Origin of the sequence: Streptomyces sp. NPDC088812 (assembly GCF_044750285.1) — a bacterium.
GTDB lineage: Bacteria > Actinomycetota > Actinomycetes > Streptomycetales > Streptomycetaceae > Streptomyces.
On record NZ_JBIVJP010000014.1, the window covers coordinates 40,175 to 58,602 of the forward strand.

General features: G+C 73.2%; 15 protein-coding genes. 1 reads left to right on the forward strand and 14 read right to left on the reverse strand.

Annotated elements, in window-relative coordinates; translation table 11 throughout:
• Positions 1-373: 373 nt before the first annotated feature.
• From ACIP67_RS24040 to ACIP67_RS24090, 11 genes are all read right to left on the reverse strand, one after another.
• A complete protein-coding gene (locus ACIP67_RS24040) occupies positions 374-2,962 on the reverse strand; it encodes a beta-L-arabinofuranosidase domain-containing protein (RefSeq protein WP_401694434.1) in 2,589 nt (862 codons plus the stop codon).
• Positions 2,963-3,290: 328 nt separating this feature from the next.
• Complete coding sequence (gene ssuE / locus ACIP67_RS24045; RefSeq protein WP_401694772.1) at positions 3,291-3,845, reverse strand: NADPH-dependent FMN reductase; 555 nt, start codon at positions 3,843-3,845, stop codon at positions 3,291-3,293.
• A 99-nt stretch (positions 3,846-3,944) separates the two neighbouring features.
• On the reverse strand, positions 3,945-4,715 hold the full coding sequence (locus ACIP67_RS24050; RefSeq protein WP_401694437.1) for an alpha/beta hydrolase: 771 nt from the start codon (positions 4,713-4,715) through the stop codon (positions 3,945-3,947).
• 62 nt (positions 4,716-4,777) lie between these two features.
• The gene (locus ACIP67_RS24055) at positions 4,778-6,118 is read right to left on the reverse strand and encodes an LLM class flavin-dependent oxidoreductase (RefSeq protein WP_401694439.1); all 1,341 of its coding nucleotides are present in this window, start codon (positions 6,116-6,118) and stop codon (positions 4,778-4,780) included.
• Between the two features lie 172 nt (positions 6,119-6,290).
• Positions 6,291-7,145, reverse strand: a complete 855-nt coding sequence (locus ACIP67_RS24060) for an ABC transporter ATP-binding protein (protein WP_401694440.1) — start codon at positions 7,143-7,145, stop codon at positions 6,291-6,293.
• Positions 7,142-8,041 (reverse strand): ABC transporter ATP-binding protein, encoded by a 900-nt coding sequence (locus tag ACIP67_RS24065; RefSeq protein WP_401694443.1) that lies wholly within the window; start codon positions 8,039-8,041, stop codon positions 7,142-7,144. Before ACIP67_RS24065 ends, ACIP67_RS24060 begins: the two co-directional genes overlap by 4 nt.
• Positions 8,038-8,925, reverse strand: a complete 888-nt coding sequence (locus ACIP67_RS24070; RefSeq protein ID WP_401694445.1) for an ABC transporter permease — start codon at positions 8,923-8,925, stop codon at positions 8,038-8,040. The genes ACIP67_RS24065 and ACIP67_RS24070 overlap by 4 nt, the downstream gene beginning before the upstream one ends.
• A 3-nt stretch (positions 8,926-8,928) precedes the next feature.
• Complete coding sequence (locus ACIP67_RS24075) at positions 8,929-9,957, reverse strand: ABC transporter permease (protein WP_401694447.1); 1,029 nt, start codon at positions 9,955-9,957, stop codon at positions 8,929-8,931.
• Between the two features lie 62 nt (positions 9,958-10,019).
• Positions 10,020-11,591 (reverse strand): ABC transporter substrate-binding protein, encoded by a 1,572-nt coding sequence (locus ACIP67_RS24080; RefSeq protein WP_401694448.1) that lies wholly within the window; start codon positions 11,589-11,591, stop codon positions 10,020-10,022.
• A gap of 485 nt (positions 11,592-12,076) precedes the next feature.
• On the reverse strand, positions 12,077-12,991 hold the full coding sequence (locus tag ACIP67_RS24085; RefSeq protein ID WP_401694450.1) for a DsbA family protein: 915 nt from the start codon (positions 12,989-12,991) through the stop codon (positions 12,077-12,079).
• A 29-nt stretch (positions 12,992-13,020) separates the two neighbouring features.
• Positions 13,021-13,452: an RrF2 family transcriptional regulator gene (locus ACIP67_RS24090; protein ID WP_401694452.1), complete on the reverse strand. Its 432-nt coding sequence runs from the start codon at positions 13,450-13,452 to the stop codon at positions 13,021-13,023.
• 139 nt (positions 13,453-13,591) lie between these two features.
• On the opposite strand from ACIP67_RS24090, the gene ACIP67_RS24095 reads away from it, so the two are divergent.
• Positions 13,592-14,098, forward strand: coding sequence for a cupin domain-containing protein (locus tag ACIP67_RS24095; protein ID WP_401694453.1), 507 nt, complete (start codon positions 13,592-13,594; stop codon positions 14,096-14,098).
• A 43-nt stretch (positions 14,099-14,141) separates the two neighbouring features.
• Here ACIP67_RS24095 and ACIP67_RS24100 read toward each other — a convergent pair whose 3' ends face one another.
• The 3 genes from ACIP67_RS24100 to hisD form a co-directional block, all read right to left on the reverse strand.
• Positions 14,142-16,049, reverse strand: a complete 1,908-nt coding sequence (locus ACIP67_RS24100; RefSeq protein ID WP_401694455.1) for a hypothetical protein — start codon at positions 16,047-16,049, stop codon at positions 14,142-14,144.
• A 310-nt stretch (positions 16,050-16,359) separates the two neighbouring features.
• The gene (locus ACIP67_RS24105) at positions 16,360-17,130 is read right to left on the reverse strand and encodes an SDR family NAD(P)-dependent oxidoreductase (protein WP_401694456.1); all 771 of its coding nucleotides are present in this window, start codon (positions 17,128-17,130) and stop codon (positions 16,360-16,362) included.
• A complete protein-coding gene (gene hisD / locus ACIP67_RS24110; RefSeq protein WP_401694457.1) occupies positions 17,127-18,428 on the reverse strand; it encodes a histidinol dehydrogenase in 1,302 nt (433 codons plus the stop codon). Before hisD ends, ACIP67_RS24105 begins: the two co-directional genes overlap by 4 nt.

Below are 18,428 nucleotides of genomic sequence, written 5' to 3' on the forward strand. Positions count from 1 at the left end.
AGGTGGGCCGAGGGGGCCGGGGCGGGGCGGTGGGGGCGAGGAGGCCGGGGGCGGGACGGCCGGAGAAGCCGGGGCGGGACGGGCGGAGAGGCCGGCGCGGGACGGGCGGGGCCGAGGAGGCCGGGGGCGGGACGGGCGGGGCCGAGGAGGCCGGGGGCGGGACGGGTGGGGCCGGAGAGGCCGGGGCGGGCCGGCCGGAGAGGCTGGCTCGGGACGGGCGGGGCCGGGGAGACCGGGGGCGGGACGGGTGGGGCCGGAGAGGCCGGGGCGGGCCGGCCGCAGAGGCCGGGGCGGGACGGCCGCAGAGGCCGGGGCGGGACGGCCGCAGAGGCCGGGGCGGGACGGCCGCAGAGGCCGGGGCGGGACGGAGCGCTCAGCCGGCGGCCAGGGCGGCCACGTCGGAGGCGCTGAGGGCCCGGTTGTGGACCCGCAGGTCGCGTACGGCGCCGTGCAGGTACGGATGGGTGCTGTTCTGGGAGCGTCCGAGGTACGTGCGGGTGGTCGCGCCGAGCAGCAGCGGGCTCGCCACCATGGCCGCGTTGCGGCCCGCCTCGACGCCGTCGAGGTAGAGCACGCCGGTGCCGCCGCCGAGGGTGAGGGCCACGTGCGTCCACCGGCCCACGGGCAGCGGTCCGCCGGCGTCCACGACGTCCTCCCGCTCCATTCCCGCGATCTTGAGCGCGGCGCGGGCCCGCCCGGCGCCGGTGGTGGCGGCGAGGAAGAGGTACGTGTCCTTGTGGTAACCGAAGTCGAGGACACGGGCGGAGGCGGCGAGCGTGTCGACCCGGACCCGGAGGCTGACGGTCAGTTCGTCCAGGCCGCTCACCAGGCCCGCGGGGAGCACGACATGGCCGCCGCGGCCGTCCAGGGCCACGGCCGGACCGGTGCCGTCGTCCGTCCAGTCCGCGCCGGCGGCGAGCGTCGCGGCGCCGAAGGTGCCGGTGGAGTCGGTGGCGGAGGTGCCGCTCCCCTCGCCGAACGGGTAGCGGGCGACGTCCCGTTCGGGGGACCGGCGGGGGGTCACCGCCCAGTAGACGTTGTAGCGCTGGTGGTGCACCTCGTGGAACGGCCGCAGCTCCACGGACCGGCCGTCCGCGAGCGCGGTGAACCGGGTGGCGGTGTCCGGGACGGGGCGCAGCGACTTCGGGCTGATGGTCGGCAGCGTGGCGAGCTCGGTGTCGCCGTACTGTCCCGCCAGCACCAGGGGCCCGTACGACAGCGTTGTCACCTGGGGGTTGTCGGGCGCCGGGGTCCACACGGGCCGACGCGGCAGGGTGAGTTCGACCGTGTCGCCGGTGCGCCAGGTCCGTTCCACCGTGGCGTACGTGCCCGGTCGGAGCCGGGTGGTGACCGGGCGGCCGTCGACCTCCAGGACGGCCGGGCGCCCGGTGCCGGCCACCCAGGCGGGGATGCGGACGTGCAGCGCGAAGCGTCCCCGGCCGCGGGTGACGGTGAGCCGGGTGCGTCCGTCCGACGGGTAGTCGGTCTGCTGACGGAACGTCACGCCTTGCTGGTGCCAGTCCACTTCGGAGGGGATGAACAGGTTCACCCAGAGGGCCGGCGGTTGCCCGTCACGGGAGCGGAAGTAGACGGAGTCGGCGAACTTGGTGTGCGTCTCCAGCCCGGTGCCGTGGTCGCAGGAGAAGTTGTCGTAGTCGCCGCTGTAGCTGCCGGGGGCCGAGCCCAGGCCGCCCTTGGGTTCCCGCCGGGAGCCCGCCCACAGGCCGGTGTAGTAGGTGACGAACCCGTGCTCGGAGTCGGGGTCCTGCTCGCCCAGCATCTGGTTGTAGAGGGTCCACTCGTAGTGGTCCATGAGGTCGGTGCGGCCGGGCCGGTGCAGGAACAGGTGCCGGCCCAGCTTCAGCATGTTGTAGCTGTTGCAGTTCTCGCAGGTGACCTCGGAGAGCCGGCTGACGATCTCGCCGGGCGGCCCGAAGAGTTCCTGGTTGGAGTTGCCGCCGATGGCGTACGAATGGTGGCGTACGACGGTGGTCCAGAAGGTGTCCGCGATGTCCAGGTAGCGGGACTCCCCGGTCGCCTCGTAGGACGGCACGGCCCCGACGATCTTGGCGATCTCGGTGTTGGCGTGCCGTCCGGCGAGCTCGTCCCGGCCGGCGGCGAGGGGCGCGTACAGCTCCTCGTGGTCGAAGCGGCGGGCGGTGCGCAGGTGCGCGGGGTCGCCGGTCTCCTGGTACAGCCGGGTCAGCACGTCGTTCATGCCGCCGAACTCCACCTTGAGCAGGTTCTGCATCCGCTCGTACGACAGCGGCGCGGTGCGGGCGTCGGCCCACGCGGCCATCTCCCGCAGGACGTCCAGGGCCTGGCGGTCGCCGCTGAGGCGGTACTGGTCGAGCAGCCCGGCCATGATCTTGTGCAGGGTGTAGTACGGCGCCCAGGGCTTGCCGCCCGCCTCCAGCTGGTCGAAGACGGACTCGGGGAACGCGGAGAGGTAGCCGCGGGTGAAGCCGGCGGCCGGTGCGGCCCGCTGGCACTCGGCGAGCGCCGAGACCAGGGCGCGTCCCTTCTCGGCGTACGCGGAGTCGCCGGTGTGGGCGTGCGCCTGGGCGAGGGCGCTGAGCAGATGGCCGGTGGTGTGGCCGCGCAGCTGGATGTCGGGGGCCTCCCATCCGCCGCAGGGTTCCGCGGCGGAGGGCAGGCCCACGGTGCGGCGGAAGGTGTGCAGGAGCCGGTCGGCGTCGACGAAGAGCAGATAGGCGCAGGTGCGGCGCATGTTGGCGAGGAAAGGGCTGTCCAGGAGGCGGACGTCGGACAGCTCGAAGGCGGCGAGGGCGGGGACGGTGGCCGACGGCCCGGCGGCCGGCGGCCCGGTGACCGGGCGGGTCGCGGGTGCGGCCGCATGGGCGGCCCCGGGCGGCGCGAGCGTGGTGACGGCCGCCGCGGCCGTGGCGGTGAAGAGGATCTGGCGGCGGGACGGACCGGCGGTGTCGCGAGGCACGGACAACGTGCGGACTCCCTTCGGCGGGACGCGGGCACGCGGAACAGCGGCCGTCGCTCCGGCACCGACGAGCGAAGCGCTGCACTGCGCGGGATTGAATCGTTTTACGGTGCAGGCGCAGACGCTAAGCTCGGCCATGAGAGGCGTCAAGGTTTTTCACAGGTATTGATCGAACTCCGCCGACAAGGGAACATGAAGTCCCAGGTGAGGCTGGAGGGTTGACTGCACGACCACCCTCCCGGCCGCAGCCTGGGACTTCACCATCACCCCCTGGGAGTGGTTTTGAAACGTTCAATTCACGGTGGGCCGCCTCCGTGACGGAGCCGACCCGGCGTCACCGGGAGACCGGCGCGGCCGTCCGGCCGGACAGTGCGGCGGAGAAGTTGTCCGTGACCTCGGCCAGGGCGTCCGCCGCGGCCGGTGCCACGGTCGGCGTGCCGTCGTCGCCGAGGATGATGTCCTTGTCCAGGGTGAACCAGCCCGGCACGATGTGCGCGGCGCCCATGGAGTTGAGGACCGGACGCAGGGCGTAGTCGAGTGCCAGGACATGGGCGGTGCTGCCGCCGGTGGCGAGCGGCAGCACGGTCTTGTCGCGCAGGGCGTACTGCGGCAGCAGGTCGAGCAGTGCCTTCAGCAGACCCGAGTAGGCGGCCTTGTACACGGGCGTGCCGATCACGATCCCGTCGGCCTCCTGGAACAGGGCCGCCGTCCGGACGATCGCCGGGTGGGCGAAGTCGGCGCCGAGCAGCGCGTCGGCGGGAAGGGTCCGCACGTCCAGCGCGGTCACGTCGTGGCCGTGGAGTCGGAGCCGGTCGTCGAGGTGACGCAGGAGGCTGGTGGTGCGGGAGGTGACGGAAGGGCTTCCGGACACGGACAGGACGGTGGGCATGGGCAGGGCCTTCCGGGGATGCGGGCGGGCGGGAGCGGGGTGGGACGGCCGGCGTGCGGCGGTCACCGCGTCACCTCGGAACGCGGACGCCGGGCGCGCTCACCACGCGCTCGCCTCCACCACGACCTGGGGCCGCAGACCGTCGCGGAGCGCCTCCAGGAAGGTGACGACCTCCGCCGCCACCGAGCGGTGCTGGAGGTCGTTCAGGACGTCGTGATGGGCTCCGCGGACCACGGAAAGACGCGCTTGGGGCAGGGACTTCGCCAACCGGGCCAGGGCGGCGCGGTCCGCGAGCGGATCGGCGTCGCCGACGAGCAGGAGGGCGGGTACGGCGATGTCGCCGCCGTACGCCGCGCTGAGGACGGCCTCCGGCAGCGCCTCGTCCAGGGAGCCGCGGCGGACCTCGGCGTCCTGGGAGAGGATGCCCCGGTGGGTGGGGCAGGAGGTGCGGACGTCCAGCTCCTCGTCCCACCCTCCGCCGTCGGCGGCGGCGTCGTGGCCGGGCAGGCCCGCGAGGACCACGGCGTGCGGCTGCCGGGCGGAGGGGATCTCCGCGCGGGCAAGCAGCGCGGCGACGGCCGCGGCGCCCGCGTCCGCTCCGACGAGGACGACGGGTTCGGCGACGCCCTGCTCGCCCGCGGTGCCGTCCACGGCCTCCGCGAGCCGCTGCGCAAACCGGCCGAGCGCGCCGGCCGGATCGCCGCCGTCGAGGTCCGGGGCGTCGACGACCCGGACCCGGTAGGCGTCGGTGGCGAGCCGCCTGCCGAAGCGGTGGTACGTCGCCCGGGTCTCACCCCGCCCCGGCACGACGACGACCGTGCCCCGGACGAGAAGGCCCTCGGGGCCGTGGTGGTCGGTGTACTCGGTCATGGTGAACTCCTGACGGGGAAGGGGTGGACGGGGATGCCGGGGCGGATGCCGGGGCGGGGGCCTCAGTCGCTCACGAGCTGCGGCCGGCGGGTGTGGCGGTTGGCCGGTACGGGCAGGCCGAGGTTGCCGCGCAGGGTGTCGGAGGCGTACTCGGTGCGGAACAGGCCGCGCTTCTGGAGGATCGGGACGACGCCGTCGACGAAGCGGTCCAGGTCCTCCTCGGTGCGGAAGGCCAGGTTGATGCCGTCGAAGGTGCCCGCGCCGAACCACCGCTCGATGGTGTCGGCGACGGTGTGCGGATCGCCGACGAACGGGGACCGCCGGAACTGGTTCACCGACTCAGCCACCTGACGTAGCGTCAGCTTTTCCTCACGGGCTCGCTCGATGAGCTTCGCGGCGCCCGTACGGCCGCCCTTCTCGGCGAGGTGGGCGACGTCGGGGAAGGGCGCGTCCAGGTCGTGGACGCTGAAGTCGTAGGCGCCGAACGAACGGCCCAGCAGGGCGAGGTTGCGGTCGAAGTCGTTGTCCTCCTCGAAGATCTCGCGCTCCCGGCGGCGGGCCGCCTCGTCCGTGCCGGCGACGACGGGGCCGCCGTGGATGAAGATCTTGATGTGCTCGGGGTCGCGGCCGTACGCGGCGGTGCGCCGCTTGATGTCGGCGTAGTACTCCTGCGCCTGCTCCAGGGTGCCGCCCGGCGCGTAGATGCCCTCGGCGACCTGCGCGGCGAGGTCGCGGCCCTCCTCGGAGACCCCGGCCTGGAAGATCACCGGCTGGCCCTGCGGCGAACGGGAGAGGTTCAGCGGGCCGGCGACCTCGAAGTGCTCGCCCACGTGGTTCAGTTCGTGCAGCTTGGCCGGGTCGAGGAAGACGTTCCGCGCCACGTCGGCGGGGAAGGCGTCGTCCTCGTAGGAGTCCCACAGGCCGCGGGCGACCTGGACGAACTCCAGGGCACGGGCGTAGCGGGTCGTGTAGTCGAGGTGCTCGTCCAGCCCGAAGTTCTTCGAGGTGCCCGTGTCGAAGCTGGTCACGACGTTCCAGCCGGCCCGGCCGCGGCTGATGTGGTCGAGCGAGGCGAACCGGCGGGCGAGGTTGAACGGCGAGTTGTACGTAGAGCTGGCGGTGCCCACCAGGCCGATGTTGCGGGTGTGGGTGGCGACCGCGGACAGCAGGGTGAGCGGCTCCAGCCGGTTGAGGTAGTGCGCCGGGTAGGTGGCGTTGATGAACTGGCTGTCGACGATGAACAGGGCGTCGAACAGGGCGTGTTCGGCCGCCTGGGCCAGGCGGATGTAGTAGTCGATGTCGATGCTGGCGTTCTTCGCCACCCGCGGGTCCTTCCACAGGCCGTGCTGGCCGGGACCGCCGACGCCGTAGGGGTGGAGCGCGAGGTGCAGGGTGCGGGGCATGAGCTGTTCCTGTCTGTCTGTCTGTCTGTCTGTCTGTCTGTCTGTCTGTCTGTCGAGTCGTGCCGTGCCGTGTCGAGTCGAGTCGAGTCGAGTCGAGTCGAGTCGAGTCGTGCCGTGTCGAGTCGTGCCGTGCCGTGCCGTGCCGTGCCGTGCCGAGTCGAGTGTCGTGGCGTCAGGCGTGCAGCAGGGCGCGCAGGGCGTCGCGTTCGGCCCGGTCGGCCGACGCGCCGCGGAGGGTGGGCGCGGAGCTGACGAGGAGGCGCGTGTAGAGGTGCCGCGGGCGGCTGACGACGTCGGCGGCGGCCCCGTCCTCCACCAGTTCGCCCTGGTGGAGGACGGCGATGCGGTCGGCGACGCCGGCGACGGATCCGAGGTCGTGGGAGATGAAGACGAGGGCCACGCCACTGGCGCGGAGCTCCTTGAGGATCTCCAGGACCCGGACGCGGTTCGCGGAGTCCAGGGCGCTGACCGGTTCGTCCAGGAGGACCAGCCGCGGCTCGGTGACCAGTGCCCGGGCCACGGCGACGCGCTGGCGCTGGCCGCCGGAGAGTTCGCCGGGCAGCCGGTCGAGGAGGTCCTCGGTGAGGTGGACGCGGGCGAGGAACGCCCGGGCGCGGGCGGCCGCCTCGGTGCGCGGCACCCCCTGGACGAGCAGGGGCTCGGCGAGGGAGTCCGCGACGGTGAGGTCGGGGTCGAGACTGCGCAGGGGGTCCTGGAAGACGTACTGGACGACGCCCTTGCGGCGCAGCTCGCGCCACTGCCGCCGGCCGTAGGAGCCGACGTCGTGGCCGTCGACGACGATCGAGCCGGCCGAGGGGCGCACCAGGCCGAGCACGGCCCGGGCGAGGGTGGACTTGCCCGAGCCGGTCTCGCCGATGACGCCGACGGTCTCCCCCGGCGCGACGCTCAGCGAGACGTCGCGCAGGATGCTGCGGCGGCCGTGGTGCACGTGCAGGCCGGTGATGTCGAGGACGGGCCGCGCGCCGCCCTCGGCGGCGGGCGTACCCGGGGACGGACGGGCGCTCACGCGGCCTCCTTCGGGGTGCGGAACTTCTCCAGGCCGTACTGCTCGTGCTCGGCGATCAGCAGCCGGGTGTACGAGTGCTGCGGATCGTGGAGCACCTGGCGGGTCGGGCCGTGCTCGACGACCTCGCCGCGCCGCATGACGAGGACCTCGTCGCACAGCTGGGCGACCACCGCGAGGTCGTGGGAGACGACGACGAGGGCGAGGCCGGTGCGTTCGCGCAGGTCGTCGAGGAGGTCGAGGATCTCGGCCTGGACGGTGACGTCGAGGGCGGTGGTGGCCTCGTCCGCGATGAGGACGCGTGGGCCGGCCGCGATGGCGGCGGCGATGAGGACCCGCTGGAGCATGCCGCCGGACAGTTCGTGGGGGTACTGGTCGTGGACCAGCTCCGGGTCACGCAGGTGCACCGCCCGCAGCAGGTCGACGGCCCCGAGGCGGGCCTCGCGCCGCCCCAGGCCCTTCTTGACGCGGAGGACCTCGGCGATCTGCGCGCCGACGCGCCGGGAGGGGTTGAGGTAGGAGGCCGGGTCCTGGAAGACGGCGCTGATGGTGCTGCCGCGCAGGGCCGTCCACTGCCGGGGGGTCAGCTCCTCGATGCGGGTGCCGTCGATCTCGACGGAGCCGGCGGTCACCTCGAAGGGCGGCGGCAGGATGCCCAGGGTGGCGCGGCAGGTGAGGGTCTTGCCGCTGCCGGACTCCCCGACGATGCCGACCGCCTTGCCCGGGGTGAGGTCGAAGCTCACCCCGTGGACGATCTCGCGGTCGCCGGTCCGGTCGCCGATGCGGACGTCGCGCACGGACAGCACCGGTGGAGCGGTGGGTGCCGGCGCGGTGCCGTCGGACGGGGTGAGCGCCGGGGCGGCGGGTTCCCGGTCCGTCGTCGGGGACGGGGATGTCATGAGGCACCTCCGGAGGGGGCGTGGCCGGCCGCGGCGGGGCGGTCGGCGCGGGCCTTGCGGTGGTCGACGAGGGCACGGCCCGCCTCTCCGGACACGTCGCGGACGGCGTCGGCCAGGAGGTTGGCGGCCCAGACCGTGACCATGATCAGCAGCGCGGGGGCGAGGGGCGCCCAGGGCCGCTGGCCCAGGTATCCGAGGTCGGAGGCGAGCAGGCCGCCCCAGGTGGGGGCGGGCGGCTGGACGCCGATGCCGAGGAAGGTCAGGCTGGAGACGATGACGAACCCGACGCCGATCGTCTGGGCGAGCGCGACGGCGACCGGCGGGAGGACCTTGGCCCACAGGTGCCGGCGCACCACCCAGCCGACGGAGGCGCCGGAGATCAGCGCCGCCTCGACGTACGGGGAACGGGCCACGGCCAGGGTCGCGGCGCGGGACACGCGGTAGAACAGCGGTGAGACCAGGACGCCCGTGACGAGCATGGCCTGGGTGAGGCCGTTGCCGAGGAGGGCGACGACGGCGACGGCGAACAGCAGGAACGGCAGGGCGACCAGGGTGTCCGCCAGCCGGAGCGTGACCCACTCGAAGGCCCGGCCCAGGTGGACGGAGAGGATCCCGGGGACCGTCCCCACCACCAGGGCGGTGAGCGCCACTTCGAGGGAGCCGAGCACGCTGACGCGGGAGCCGTCCAGGAGCCGGCTGAGCACGTCGCGGCCCAGGTAGTCCGTCCCCATCCAGTGGGCGCCGGACACGGGGGCGAGGGTGGCGTCGCTGGTGGCCAGGGGGTCCTGGGGGGCGAGCAGCGGGCCGAACAGGGCGAGCAGGGCGACGACGGTGAGGACCGCCACCGCGATGCGGCCGGAGGTGAGGGCGAGGACACGGCGCATGGATCAGACCCCCCGTCGGGCGGCCGGCGTGACGCGCGCCAGCAGCAGGTTGACGATCAGGTTGAAGGAGACGACCAGCACGATCGACACCACGAGGACGCCCTGCACGGCGGGTACGTCGCCGGCCTGGGCGGCGTCGTTGGCGAAGCGTCCGAAGCCCTGGAGGCCGAAGATCCACTCCGTGACGACGGAGGCGCCGACCAGGGCGGGGAACTTCAGGCCCAGCGTGGCCAGCGTCGGGCCCAGTCCGTTGCGCAGGACGTGTGCGAAGAAGATGCGGCGCGGGCCGATGCCCCGGACGACCGCACCGGTCACGTAGTTCTCGCGGTAGGCGGCGACGAGGCTGGACCTCAGCTGCCGGGCCACGTCGGCGACGACGTCGAAGCTCAGCGCCACCGCCGGGAGGGTGATGTGGGCGAGCCAGGGCCCGAGGCCCTGCTCGGCCGGCACGTATCCGGCCGAGGGGAACAGGTCCAGTCCGACGGCGAACACGGCGACCAGCACGATACCGACGACGAACGCCGGCATCACCGAGATGACGGTCACGAAGCCCGTGATCGAGCGGTCCACCCAGGTGGTGCGCCGTACGGCGGCCAGCGTGCCGAGGGCGAAGCCCGCGACCACGCCGATGACCAGCGCGAGGGTCGCCACCGACAGGCTCACGCCCAGGCCGAGGCCGATGAGCGTGGAGATGTCGGCGCCGTTGGACCAGCTCGTGCCGAGCTGTCCGTGCAGGAGATCGGAGAACCAGTCGCCGTACTGGACCAGGAAGGGCCGGTCGAGGCCCCACTCGGACTCGATGCGGGCGACGGCCTCGGGGGTCGCGTCCTCGCCCAGCTGGATCCGCGCCGGGCTGAGCCCGCTCAGGGATCGCAGCGCGAACGTCACGAACGTCGCCACCAGGAACACCGGTACGAAGAGCGCGACGGATCGGGCCAGGGCGGCCAGGACGCGGCGCAGCGTGTGCCGCGTCCTGGCCGCGGCGACCCCGCGACGGAGGGCAGGCCCGGCCTGCGCCTCGGTCGTCGTCATGGGGTGCCCCTTCGTCTGTGGCGGAACGGTCTGTCGTGGAACGGTCGGTGAGGGCACGGGGATCAGCCGCCGCTGGAGATGGTCACGCCGGTCCAGTCGATGTGGGCCGGGTTCTTCGGCAGGTCGGAGACGGTCTTGCTCTTGGCGATGAGGTTGGGCTGGGAGTAGGTGAACACCAGGGCCCTGCTCGCCAGGCCGGCCCGGGTCGCGGCCTGGAGCACCTGCGCGTACTGCGGGTCGTCCAGTGCCGTCTGGCGGACCTTGGCGACGGCCTCCTCGAAGCCGGCGGGCTCGTAGGGGGAGCTGAGGTTCAGCGGGCCGTCGGGGCCGAAGTGGGCGGTGAGGGTCTGCACCGCGGAGTCGCGTCCCGTGGTGCCGTAGAGCGAGAAGGTGAGGTCCTTGGCGAAGAACGGGGTGGACCAGTTCTTGTCGATCTTGATGTCGACGGTGATGCCGACCTTCGCGAGCTGCGACTGGACGATCTCGGCCTGCGGGTCCTCGGCGGGGATGACCAGGTCGAGCTTGATGTCGCCGGACTCGTATCCGGCCTCGGCGAGGAGCTTCTTCGACTTCGCCGGGTCGTAGGGGTAGGCGTCCGCCGACTCGGGGTCGTAGGCCACGTACCCCTCGGGGAACGGCTGGTCGGTGGTCTCGCCGTAGCCGAACGTCAGCTTGTCGACGAACTCCTGACGGTTGATCGCGTACCGCACGGCGTCGACGACCTTGGTGTTGTCGAACGGCGCCTTGTTGACGTTCAGGCTGATGTTGGAGGCGTTGAAGCCGGGCTGGACGAAGACGTCGAGGCCGGCCTTCTTCGCGGCGTCCGCCTGGCTGGGGTCGATGTCGGCGAAGTTGTAGACGCCGGTGCGCAGGCCGGAGACGACCGTGGAGGCGTCGGGGGCCGAGGTGAGTTCGACGTTGTCGATGTGGATGTTGTCGGCGTCCCAGTAGTCCGGGTTCTTCTTGAGGACGGCCTTGGTGCCCGGGACGAGCTGCGTCACGACGAACGGGCCCGCGCCGACCGGGTTCCGGTCCAGCTCGGTGGGGGACTTCGCCGCCTTGGGGCTGGCGATCTGCAGGACGCGCTGCCCGAGCAGCTGCGGGATCTGGTAGTCGACCTGGGTGAGGTGGAGCACCGCGTCCAGCCCGTTCGCCTCGACGGACTCGATGGAGGTCAGGTCGCCGAAGAGCGCGGAGTTCTTCTGCTTCTGGGCCCGTTCGACGGCGGCCTTGACGGCCGTGGCGTCGACCGGCTCGCCGTCGCTGAACTTCAGTCCGGAGCGCAGGTGGAAGGTGATCTGGTCGCCCTCGTCGTTGTACTCCCAGCTCTCGGCCAGGTCGGGGACGGCGTTTCCCTGCTCGTCGGTGCGGGTCAACGACGCGTAGACCAGGGCGAGTTCGCGGAACTGGGCGCCACTGCCGGAGACGACCGGATCCCAGTGGGCCGGGAAGTAGGAGGAGGTCCACTTCAGGGTGGCGCCGCCCGCGGAGGCGGAGGCTCCCCCGCCGCAGGCGCTCAGGGCGGCGACCAGGACGGTGGCGAGGGAGGCGGCCAGGGCTCCGGTCCGCAGGCGGCGGGCTCGGGCGGGTCGCGGTGTCGGTCCGGGGCGGCGGGCGGTGAGTCGTCCGGGCATCTCGTTCTCTCTTCGATGACTCCGACGCGTGGCGTGCGGCGGGATCGGCGGTGTGGGTGCGGCGGTCGGTCCGCGCGGCGCACACCGGCGCCCGGACCCGTACGGGCACGCCGAGGACGGCTTGAGGGCAGCTCGGCGGGGCCCGTACGGCAGGGGGCGTCGGTGAAGGCGACGGAGGAGGACCGGGGTGCGGCAGGGGGACGCGGTGTACGCGGGAAGGCGAGGGCAGGCGCGGGCGGCGGGTACGGCGGCTGGGCCGGCGATCCGGTGCCGACCGGGAGGTCAGGCGCCTGGGGGCCGTGGGCGGCGGTCGGTCAGCGACAGAGAGCGCTACAGGTGCGCCGCAGATCCACGTAGCGGCAGACCACACCGGGGTGCGTCGTGAGCATGTCGCACATCCTGGGGGCAGCCGCGACCGGCTGTCAATGGACACCAAATGGTGTCTCATTCGGTGGGACGGTGTGTGACGCCTGGTCAGAGGCTGGTCAGGGCGCGCCGGGTGGGCGGAGCGGGGAGGCGGGGTGGACGGTGGCCTCCTCCGGGTCCAGCCACAGCGGGCCGTTGCCGGTGTCCACCCGCAGGGCGCCGGCCGGGGGCCACGGGCCCCGCGTCAGCAGCCGGACCTCGGGATCGGTCAGGGTGCGGTGGCGGGCGAGCGCCGCGTCCGGGGCGAGCGGTTCCGGCCGGGAGAGCGCCCCCGGACACAGGGCGTCCACGGCGGCGGCGTACTCCTCGTACGTCCGCCAGCCGGGAACCGCCCGGTGGGCGCCGGGGACCCGGACGAGCAGGGTGGGCAGGGCGTAGCGGTGGCCGTCGGCGGTCTCCTTGGCGGTGCCGGCGTGCGGTGAGCCGCTCTGCGCGGCCAGCACGTCGGCGACCGGCCGCCGGGCCTCGGCCCGGTCCGCGCGGACCTGCTCCAGTACGGCGGCCGAGGCGGCGTCGGCCGCCAGCCGTACGGGGTCGAGGCCCGGCACTCCGCGGGCCGCCGCGAGCGCCGAGGCGGGGGTGTCGGCGGGGTCGCCCAGGACGAAGACGGTCTCGCGCAGCCGGCGCAGCACGCGCTCGGCCACGTCGGTGCCCTGGCGCTCGGCGGCCTTGGCGACCAGCGACGCGGGCCAGGAGCTCGCGGCCACGCGGTCCAGGCGCACCGCGCGCGGGGAGCGGGTGTGGGCGGTGATGTCCTCGACGTACCGCGCGTACCAGGCGGTCTCGGCCGCGGGGTCGGGCGGCGGGTCGTCGTCGTGGTCGAAGAGGATGCAGAACACGCGGCGCCAGCGGACCCGGTCCGCCAGTGCCGCCCGCAGCAGGCGGAAGACCGGCTCCGACCCCCAGGCCCAGGGACACAGCGGATCGGTGTACTCCACCACCTCGGCCGCCGGCCGCCGCTCGGTGCCGGTCACGCGGCCCCCTGCCCGCCGCTCGACGCCGGTCACGCGGCCCCCTGCCCGGCCGGTGTCACCCCGTCCGCGGGCAGCAGCGCGGCGACGGTGACGCCGCCCAGGACCGCCGCCGCGTCCGCCTCGATCCGGCGCCACACGCCGGGCAGTCCGGTCGCGGGGCCGGGGTAGTCGAGTCCGGCCAGCGCCGCGCCGCGCAGGGTGATCAGCTCGCCGTCGACGGCGCGGGCGACCTCCAGCAGGGTGATCTCGTGGGCGGGCCGGCCGAGCCAGTAGCCGCCCTCGCAGCCGCGCTGGCTGCGGACGAGGCCCGCTCTGCGCAGCTCGCCGACGACGGACTTCAGGAAACGGAACGGGATCTGCTGCGCGGAGGCGATGGCCTCGCAGGTGAGCGGGCGGGAAGGTTCGCGGGCGAGCTCCAGCAGAGCCCGTGCGGCGTAGTCCGCCTTCGCGGAGATATGCATGCGCACATCATGCCCGAGAGGGCTTTCGCACGCGGTCGTTCGCCCTGATCCCGCCTTGTGTTGCGGGAACATTGCCGCAGGTGAAGGGCAATGGACACCTCTTGACATCCTTTTCGGGGCCCGTTTAGCGTCCCGGCTCATGAGCGAGCCGTTGACGACGCCCGGTGCAGGCTTCCACCCCCATCTGCACGACGTTCCCGAGCCGCCGAAGGCGCCCCTGAGCACCCGGCTGCACCACATCCGCGCCGACGGCCTCGACGGGGACACCGCCCAGACGGGCGGCATGCGCCGGTTCGCCGCCGTCAGCGGGCGGACCGTGGGGTCGGAGAAGCTGTGGATGGGCCAGACCCACGTCGCTCCCGGGACGTCGTCCTCCGACCACCACCACGGCGTGTCGGAGACCGCCATCTACGTGGTGAGCGGGCACCCCGAGTTCGTCTTCCTGGACGACTCCGGCGAGCGGCCGGAGGAGGTGCGGCTGCGCACCTCCCCCGGCGACTACGTCTTCGTCCCGCCGTTCGTGCCGCACCGCGAGGAGAACCCGGACCCCGCCGAGGAGGCGGTGGTGGTCATCGCCCGCAGCACCCAGGAGGCGATCGTGGTCAACCTGCCCGAGCTGTACGCGCTGCCCGCCGACCGCGGGTGACGGCCTCCGCCCCGAGCGCACCGCGGGGCGGAGGCCTGCCCGGTCACGCCACCGTGAGGGTGATGGCCCCGGTGTAGGTGGCGCCCGGGGCCAGGGTGGTGGCCGTGCCGTCGACCGTCGCGGTGAGCGTCCTGCCGCGCGGCGCGCTCACCGCCGCGTCGGCGGCGACGGTGAGCGAGGTCAGGTGCGAGGTGCCGGTGACCGTCCAGGCCGAGCCGCTCCCCAGCGTCACGACGACGCCGTTGTTGACGGCCGGCTGCACGGTGTTGGTGACGATGCCCAGCTCCTGGAAGTTCGACGCGTCGATGGTCGTCACCCGGTGCTTGGTGCGCGACGCCGAGATGACGCCCCGGACGGTCGAGTCCTCGAAGGTGAGGACCATGTTCTTGCCGGTGCGCATGCCGTTGTAGAAGTCGCCCTCCAGCTCGATGGAGGTGAAAGTGGCGGCTCCGTCGGTGGCGTGGGCGGCGGTGACGTCGAAGGAGGAGTCCTTGGCGGGGTCGTCGGTGGGCTCGGTGTAGACGCCGACGTTGAGCATCTTGCCGTCGACGCTGACCGGGCCCGGGTCGTCCAGCTCGATCATCTGGAGGACGATCCCGTCGCCCGGGTCGAGCCGGGCGCCCTGCGAGCCGTCGACGGCGATGGCGGTCTGCTGGCCCTTGTTGAGGAAGGTGGCGCGCTCGGAGTTGACGACGGTGCCGCCGTCCAGGGTGAGCCGGCCCGCGCCGAAGAACATGTAGCCGAAGTGGCCCGAGTTCACGACCGTGTTGCGGGCCGGGAGGGCCTTCAGCTCGGCCGCCGAGAGTCCGAGCGCCAGTTCGGTGTTGAGCGCGGCCACGGCCTCCTTGGTGCTGTCGCCGTAGTGCACGACCGCGGCGGGGCCGGCGATGATGGTGGCGTAGCTGCCGACCTCGAACCGGCAGCCGAGGACGCGGACGGTGGCGTCACCGATGGCGTAGGTGCCGTAGCCGTAGGCGCCGGTGTTGCCGATGCGGCTGTTGACCGCCGTCAGCTTCAGTCCGCTGCCGCCCTCCACCGACAGGGCGCCCCAGGTCTCCGACAGGACCGTGGAGTTGAGATACGTCGCCTTGCTGCCCGCGCCGACGAGGTTGGTGGCGCGGACGTTGCCGTCCAGGCCGAGCATCCACGGCACGGACTGCATGTACGGCGTCTCGACGGTGGCCTGGTAGTCCGCGGGCAGGGTGCCGTTGCGGGTCTGGATGGTGGTGTTCTTCACGACGACGTTGGCGCCGCCGTTGGCGATGACGGCGGTGCGGACCACACCCTTGGTGGTGATCTCGCCGTCCTCGACGACGAGGGTCGTGGCGGCGCCGTCTCCGACGACGGCCGCGCCGTAACCGGCGAAGTCGCAGCGGCCGTTGCCCGTGAAGGAGAGGGTGGGACGCTGGAGCGTGTAGGTGCCGTCCTGGACGAAGACGCCGTTGAAGCACTCGCCCGTCGAGGTGATCGACACATTGCGGGCGAGGGCGTCGGTGACGCGGCCGCCGAGGACGGCCGTGAGGACGGACCGGTCCCGGTCGACACCGTCGGAGCCCACGTACAGCGCCTGCCGGAAGGGGAAGGTGAGCGTCTCGTACGTCACCTCGTTGGCCTCGGCCACGGTGAGGACGACGTCGCCCTGGTAGGTGCCGGGCTGGATCAGGGTGAGGGTGCCGCCCGTCACCGTCAGCAGCTGGCCGGTCTCGACGCCGTCGACGGTCAGCGACAGGAGGTACCCCTCGGGGGCGGTGAGCGTGCCGCCCTCCGCGACGGTCAGCCGGCTCACCCGGGTGGTGGCCGCCACCTCGTACGTCTCGCCGGAGCCGACCGTGATCCGCGAGCCCGACGCCTTCGGCGCGGCGGTGGCGGTACCGACGGCGGCCGGGACCAGCAGGGCCCCGGCCGTGGCGGTACCGGCCATCAGGATCGAACGTCGGGTGATCAGCGTCATTGCATGCCTTCCCACGGGGTCGTGTGCGCGATCGCGCCAAGTGACGGGCCGGCCGACGACGACACGTCGGCCGAGGCCCGGTCAGGGCACCCTGAGGTGCGCTGGAGGGGAGTGAAGCAGCCCCGCACAAGGGGGAACAGACACCGCACACACGCATGCCGGAAGCTGATGCCTCGGATCGCGCCGCCCGTTCCATGGCGGTCACAAAGAGTGCCCACAGGGGTGTTCCGGCGGACGCACGACGGCGAGGCGGACGGCTGCCGAGCCGTCCACCTCGCCGTTCGTGATGCGCCGTGCGCTACGCCGGGTACTACGCCGGGGCGATCATCCCCGCCGACAGGTCGATGTCCGCCCCGCACAGGCCGGGCATGGCGAGCATCGCGACCAGGGCCTGGGCCACCTCGCCCTCCTCGACGAGCCGGTTCAGCGCCGCGCGGGAGGCGAAGGCACGCTCGGCGGCCTCGGGGGTGGTGCCGGTGAGTTCGGCCTCCAGACGGAAGTTGCGGTCCATCCGGGGGCCCCGGACCGGTCCGGGAGACAGCGAGTTGACGGCCACCCCGTGCGGGCCGACCTCGCCGGCCAGGGTGCGGGTCAGGCCGAGCAGCGCCATCTTCGAGGCGGTGTAGGGCGTGCGGTTGAGCAGCGGGCGCTTGCCGCTCACCGAGGCCACGTTGACCACGTCACCGCGCCCGGCCGCGACCATCGCGGGCAGGAACGCCCGGCACATCAGGTAGACGCCGCGCACATTGGCCGCGAACACGTCGTCCCACTCGTCGGGTTCGATCTCGGTGAGCGGCTTGACCGGGCCCGCCACCCCCGCGTTGTTGACCAGCAGCGACACGTCCTCGTCGGCCAGGGCGGCGGCGAGGGCGGCCACCGAGGCCGGGTCGGAGACGTCGCAGACGGCCGTACGGGCGCCGCCGCCCTCCTTGCGGACGCGTTCCGCCGCCTCGGCGAGCGCGCTCTCGTTGCGGCCGGTGAGGATCACCCGGGCCCCGGCGCCCGCGAGGGCGAGGGCGAAGGCCCGGCCCAGCGGTCCGCCGCCGCCCGTGACCAGGGCGGTTCGCCCCGCCAGGGTCACCGCACGTCCCAGGGCAGCTCGTCGCCGGCGGCCAGGGTGGCGCGCAGGTCGCCGGAGCGGGCGTGGCCCTCGAACAGCTCCACGCGCGCCGCGCGCCCGCAGAGCCGGCCCAGCTCGGCCTGCGAGGCCGGGTCGGTGACCTCCTGGTACGTCACCGTCTTGAGGTACTTGCCGACCCACAGGCCGCCGGTGTAGCGGGCGGCGCCCCGGGTGGGCAGGACGTGGTTGGTGCCGATCACCTTGTCCCCGAAGGAGACGCAGGTGCCCGCGCCGAGGAAGAGCGCCCCGTACTGCGTCATCCGCTCCAGCGCCTCCCGCGGGTTCGCGGTCAGCACCTCCACGTGCTCGGAGGCGAACTCGTCGGCCAGCGACCACAGTTCGTCCATCGAGTCGACGACGATGACCTGGCCGTGGTCGCGCCAGGCGGGGCCGGCGAAGTCGTTGGTGGGCAGGCCCGGCAGCAGCGCGTCGACGTGCGCGAGGGTCTCGCGGGCGACCCGCTCGGAGGTGGTGATCAGGATCGCCGGGGAGTCCGGGCCGTGCTCGGCCTGCGAGAGCAGGTCGACCGCGCAGGTGAAGGGGTCGGCCTGGTCGTCGGCCAGGACCAGGATCTCGGTGGGCCCGGCGAACAGGTCGATGCCGATCTCGCCGAACAGCTGGCGCTTGGCCTCGGCGACGTAGGCGTTGCCCGGGCCGGCGATCAGGTTGACCGGCTTCATGGTGTCGGTGCCGACGGCCATCGCGGCGACCGCCTGGACACCGCCGAGCAGCCAGATCTCGTCGGCGCCGGCGAAGTGGGCGGCGGCGACGGTCGCGGCGGGGATCTCGCCGCGGATCGGCGGGGTGCAGGCCACGACGTGCGGGACGCCCGCGACCTTGGCGGTGATGATCGTCATATGGGCGGAGGCGGTCAGCGGGTAGCGCCCGCCGGGGATGTAGGCGCCGGCCGCCTGGACCGGGACGTGCTTCTGGCCGAGCCGGACGCCGGGCAGGGTCTCGATCTCGAACTCGCCCATCGAGTTCAGCTGCGCCTCGGCGAAGGCGCGGACGTTGGCCTGGACGGCGTGGATGTCGTCGATGACCTGCTGCGGGACCGAGGCGACGATCTCCTCGATCTGCTCGGACGACAGCCGGAAGGACTCCGGGCTCCAGCCGTCGAACTTCTCGGAGTACGCGCGCACGGCATGGTCGCCGCGTTCGCGGATGTCGGCGATGACGCCGGAGACGGTCGCGCTCACCTGGTCGAGGGAGGCGGTGACCTGAGCCTTGGGGACGGCGTGCTTCAGGATGTCTGCCAC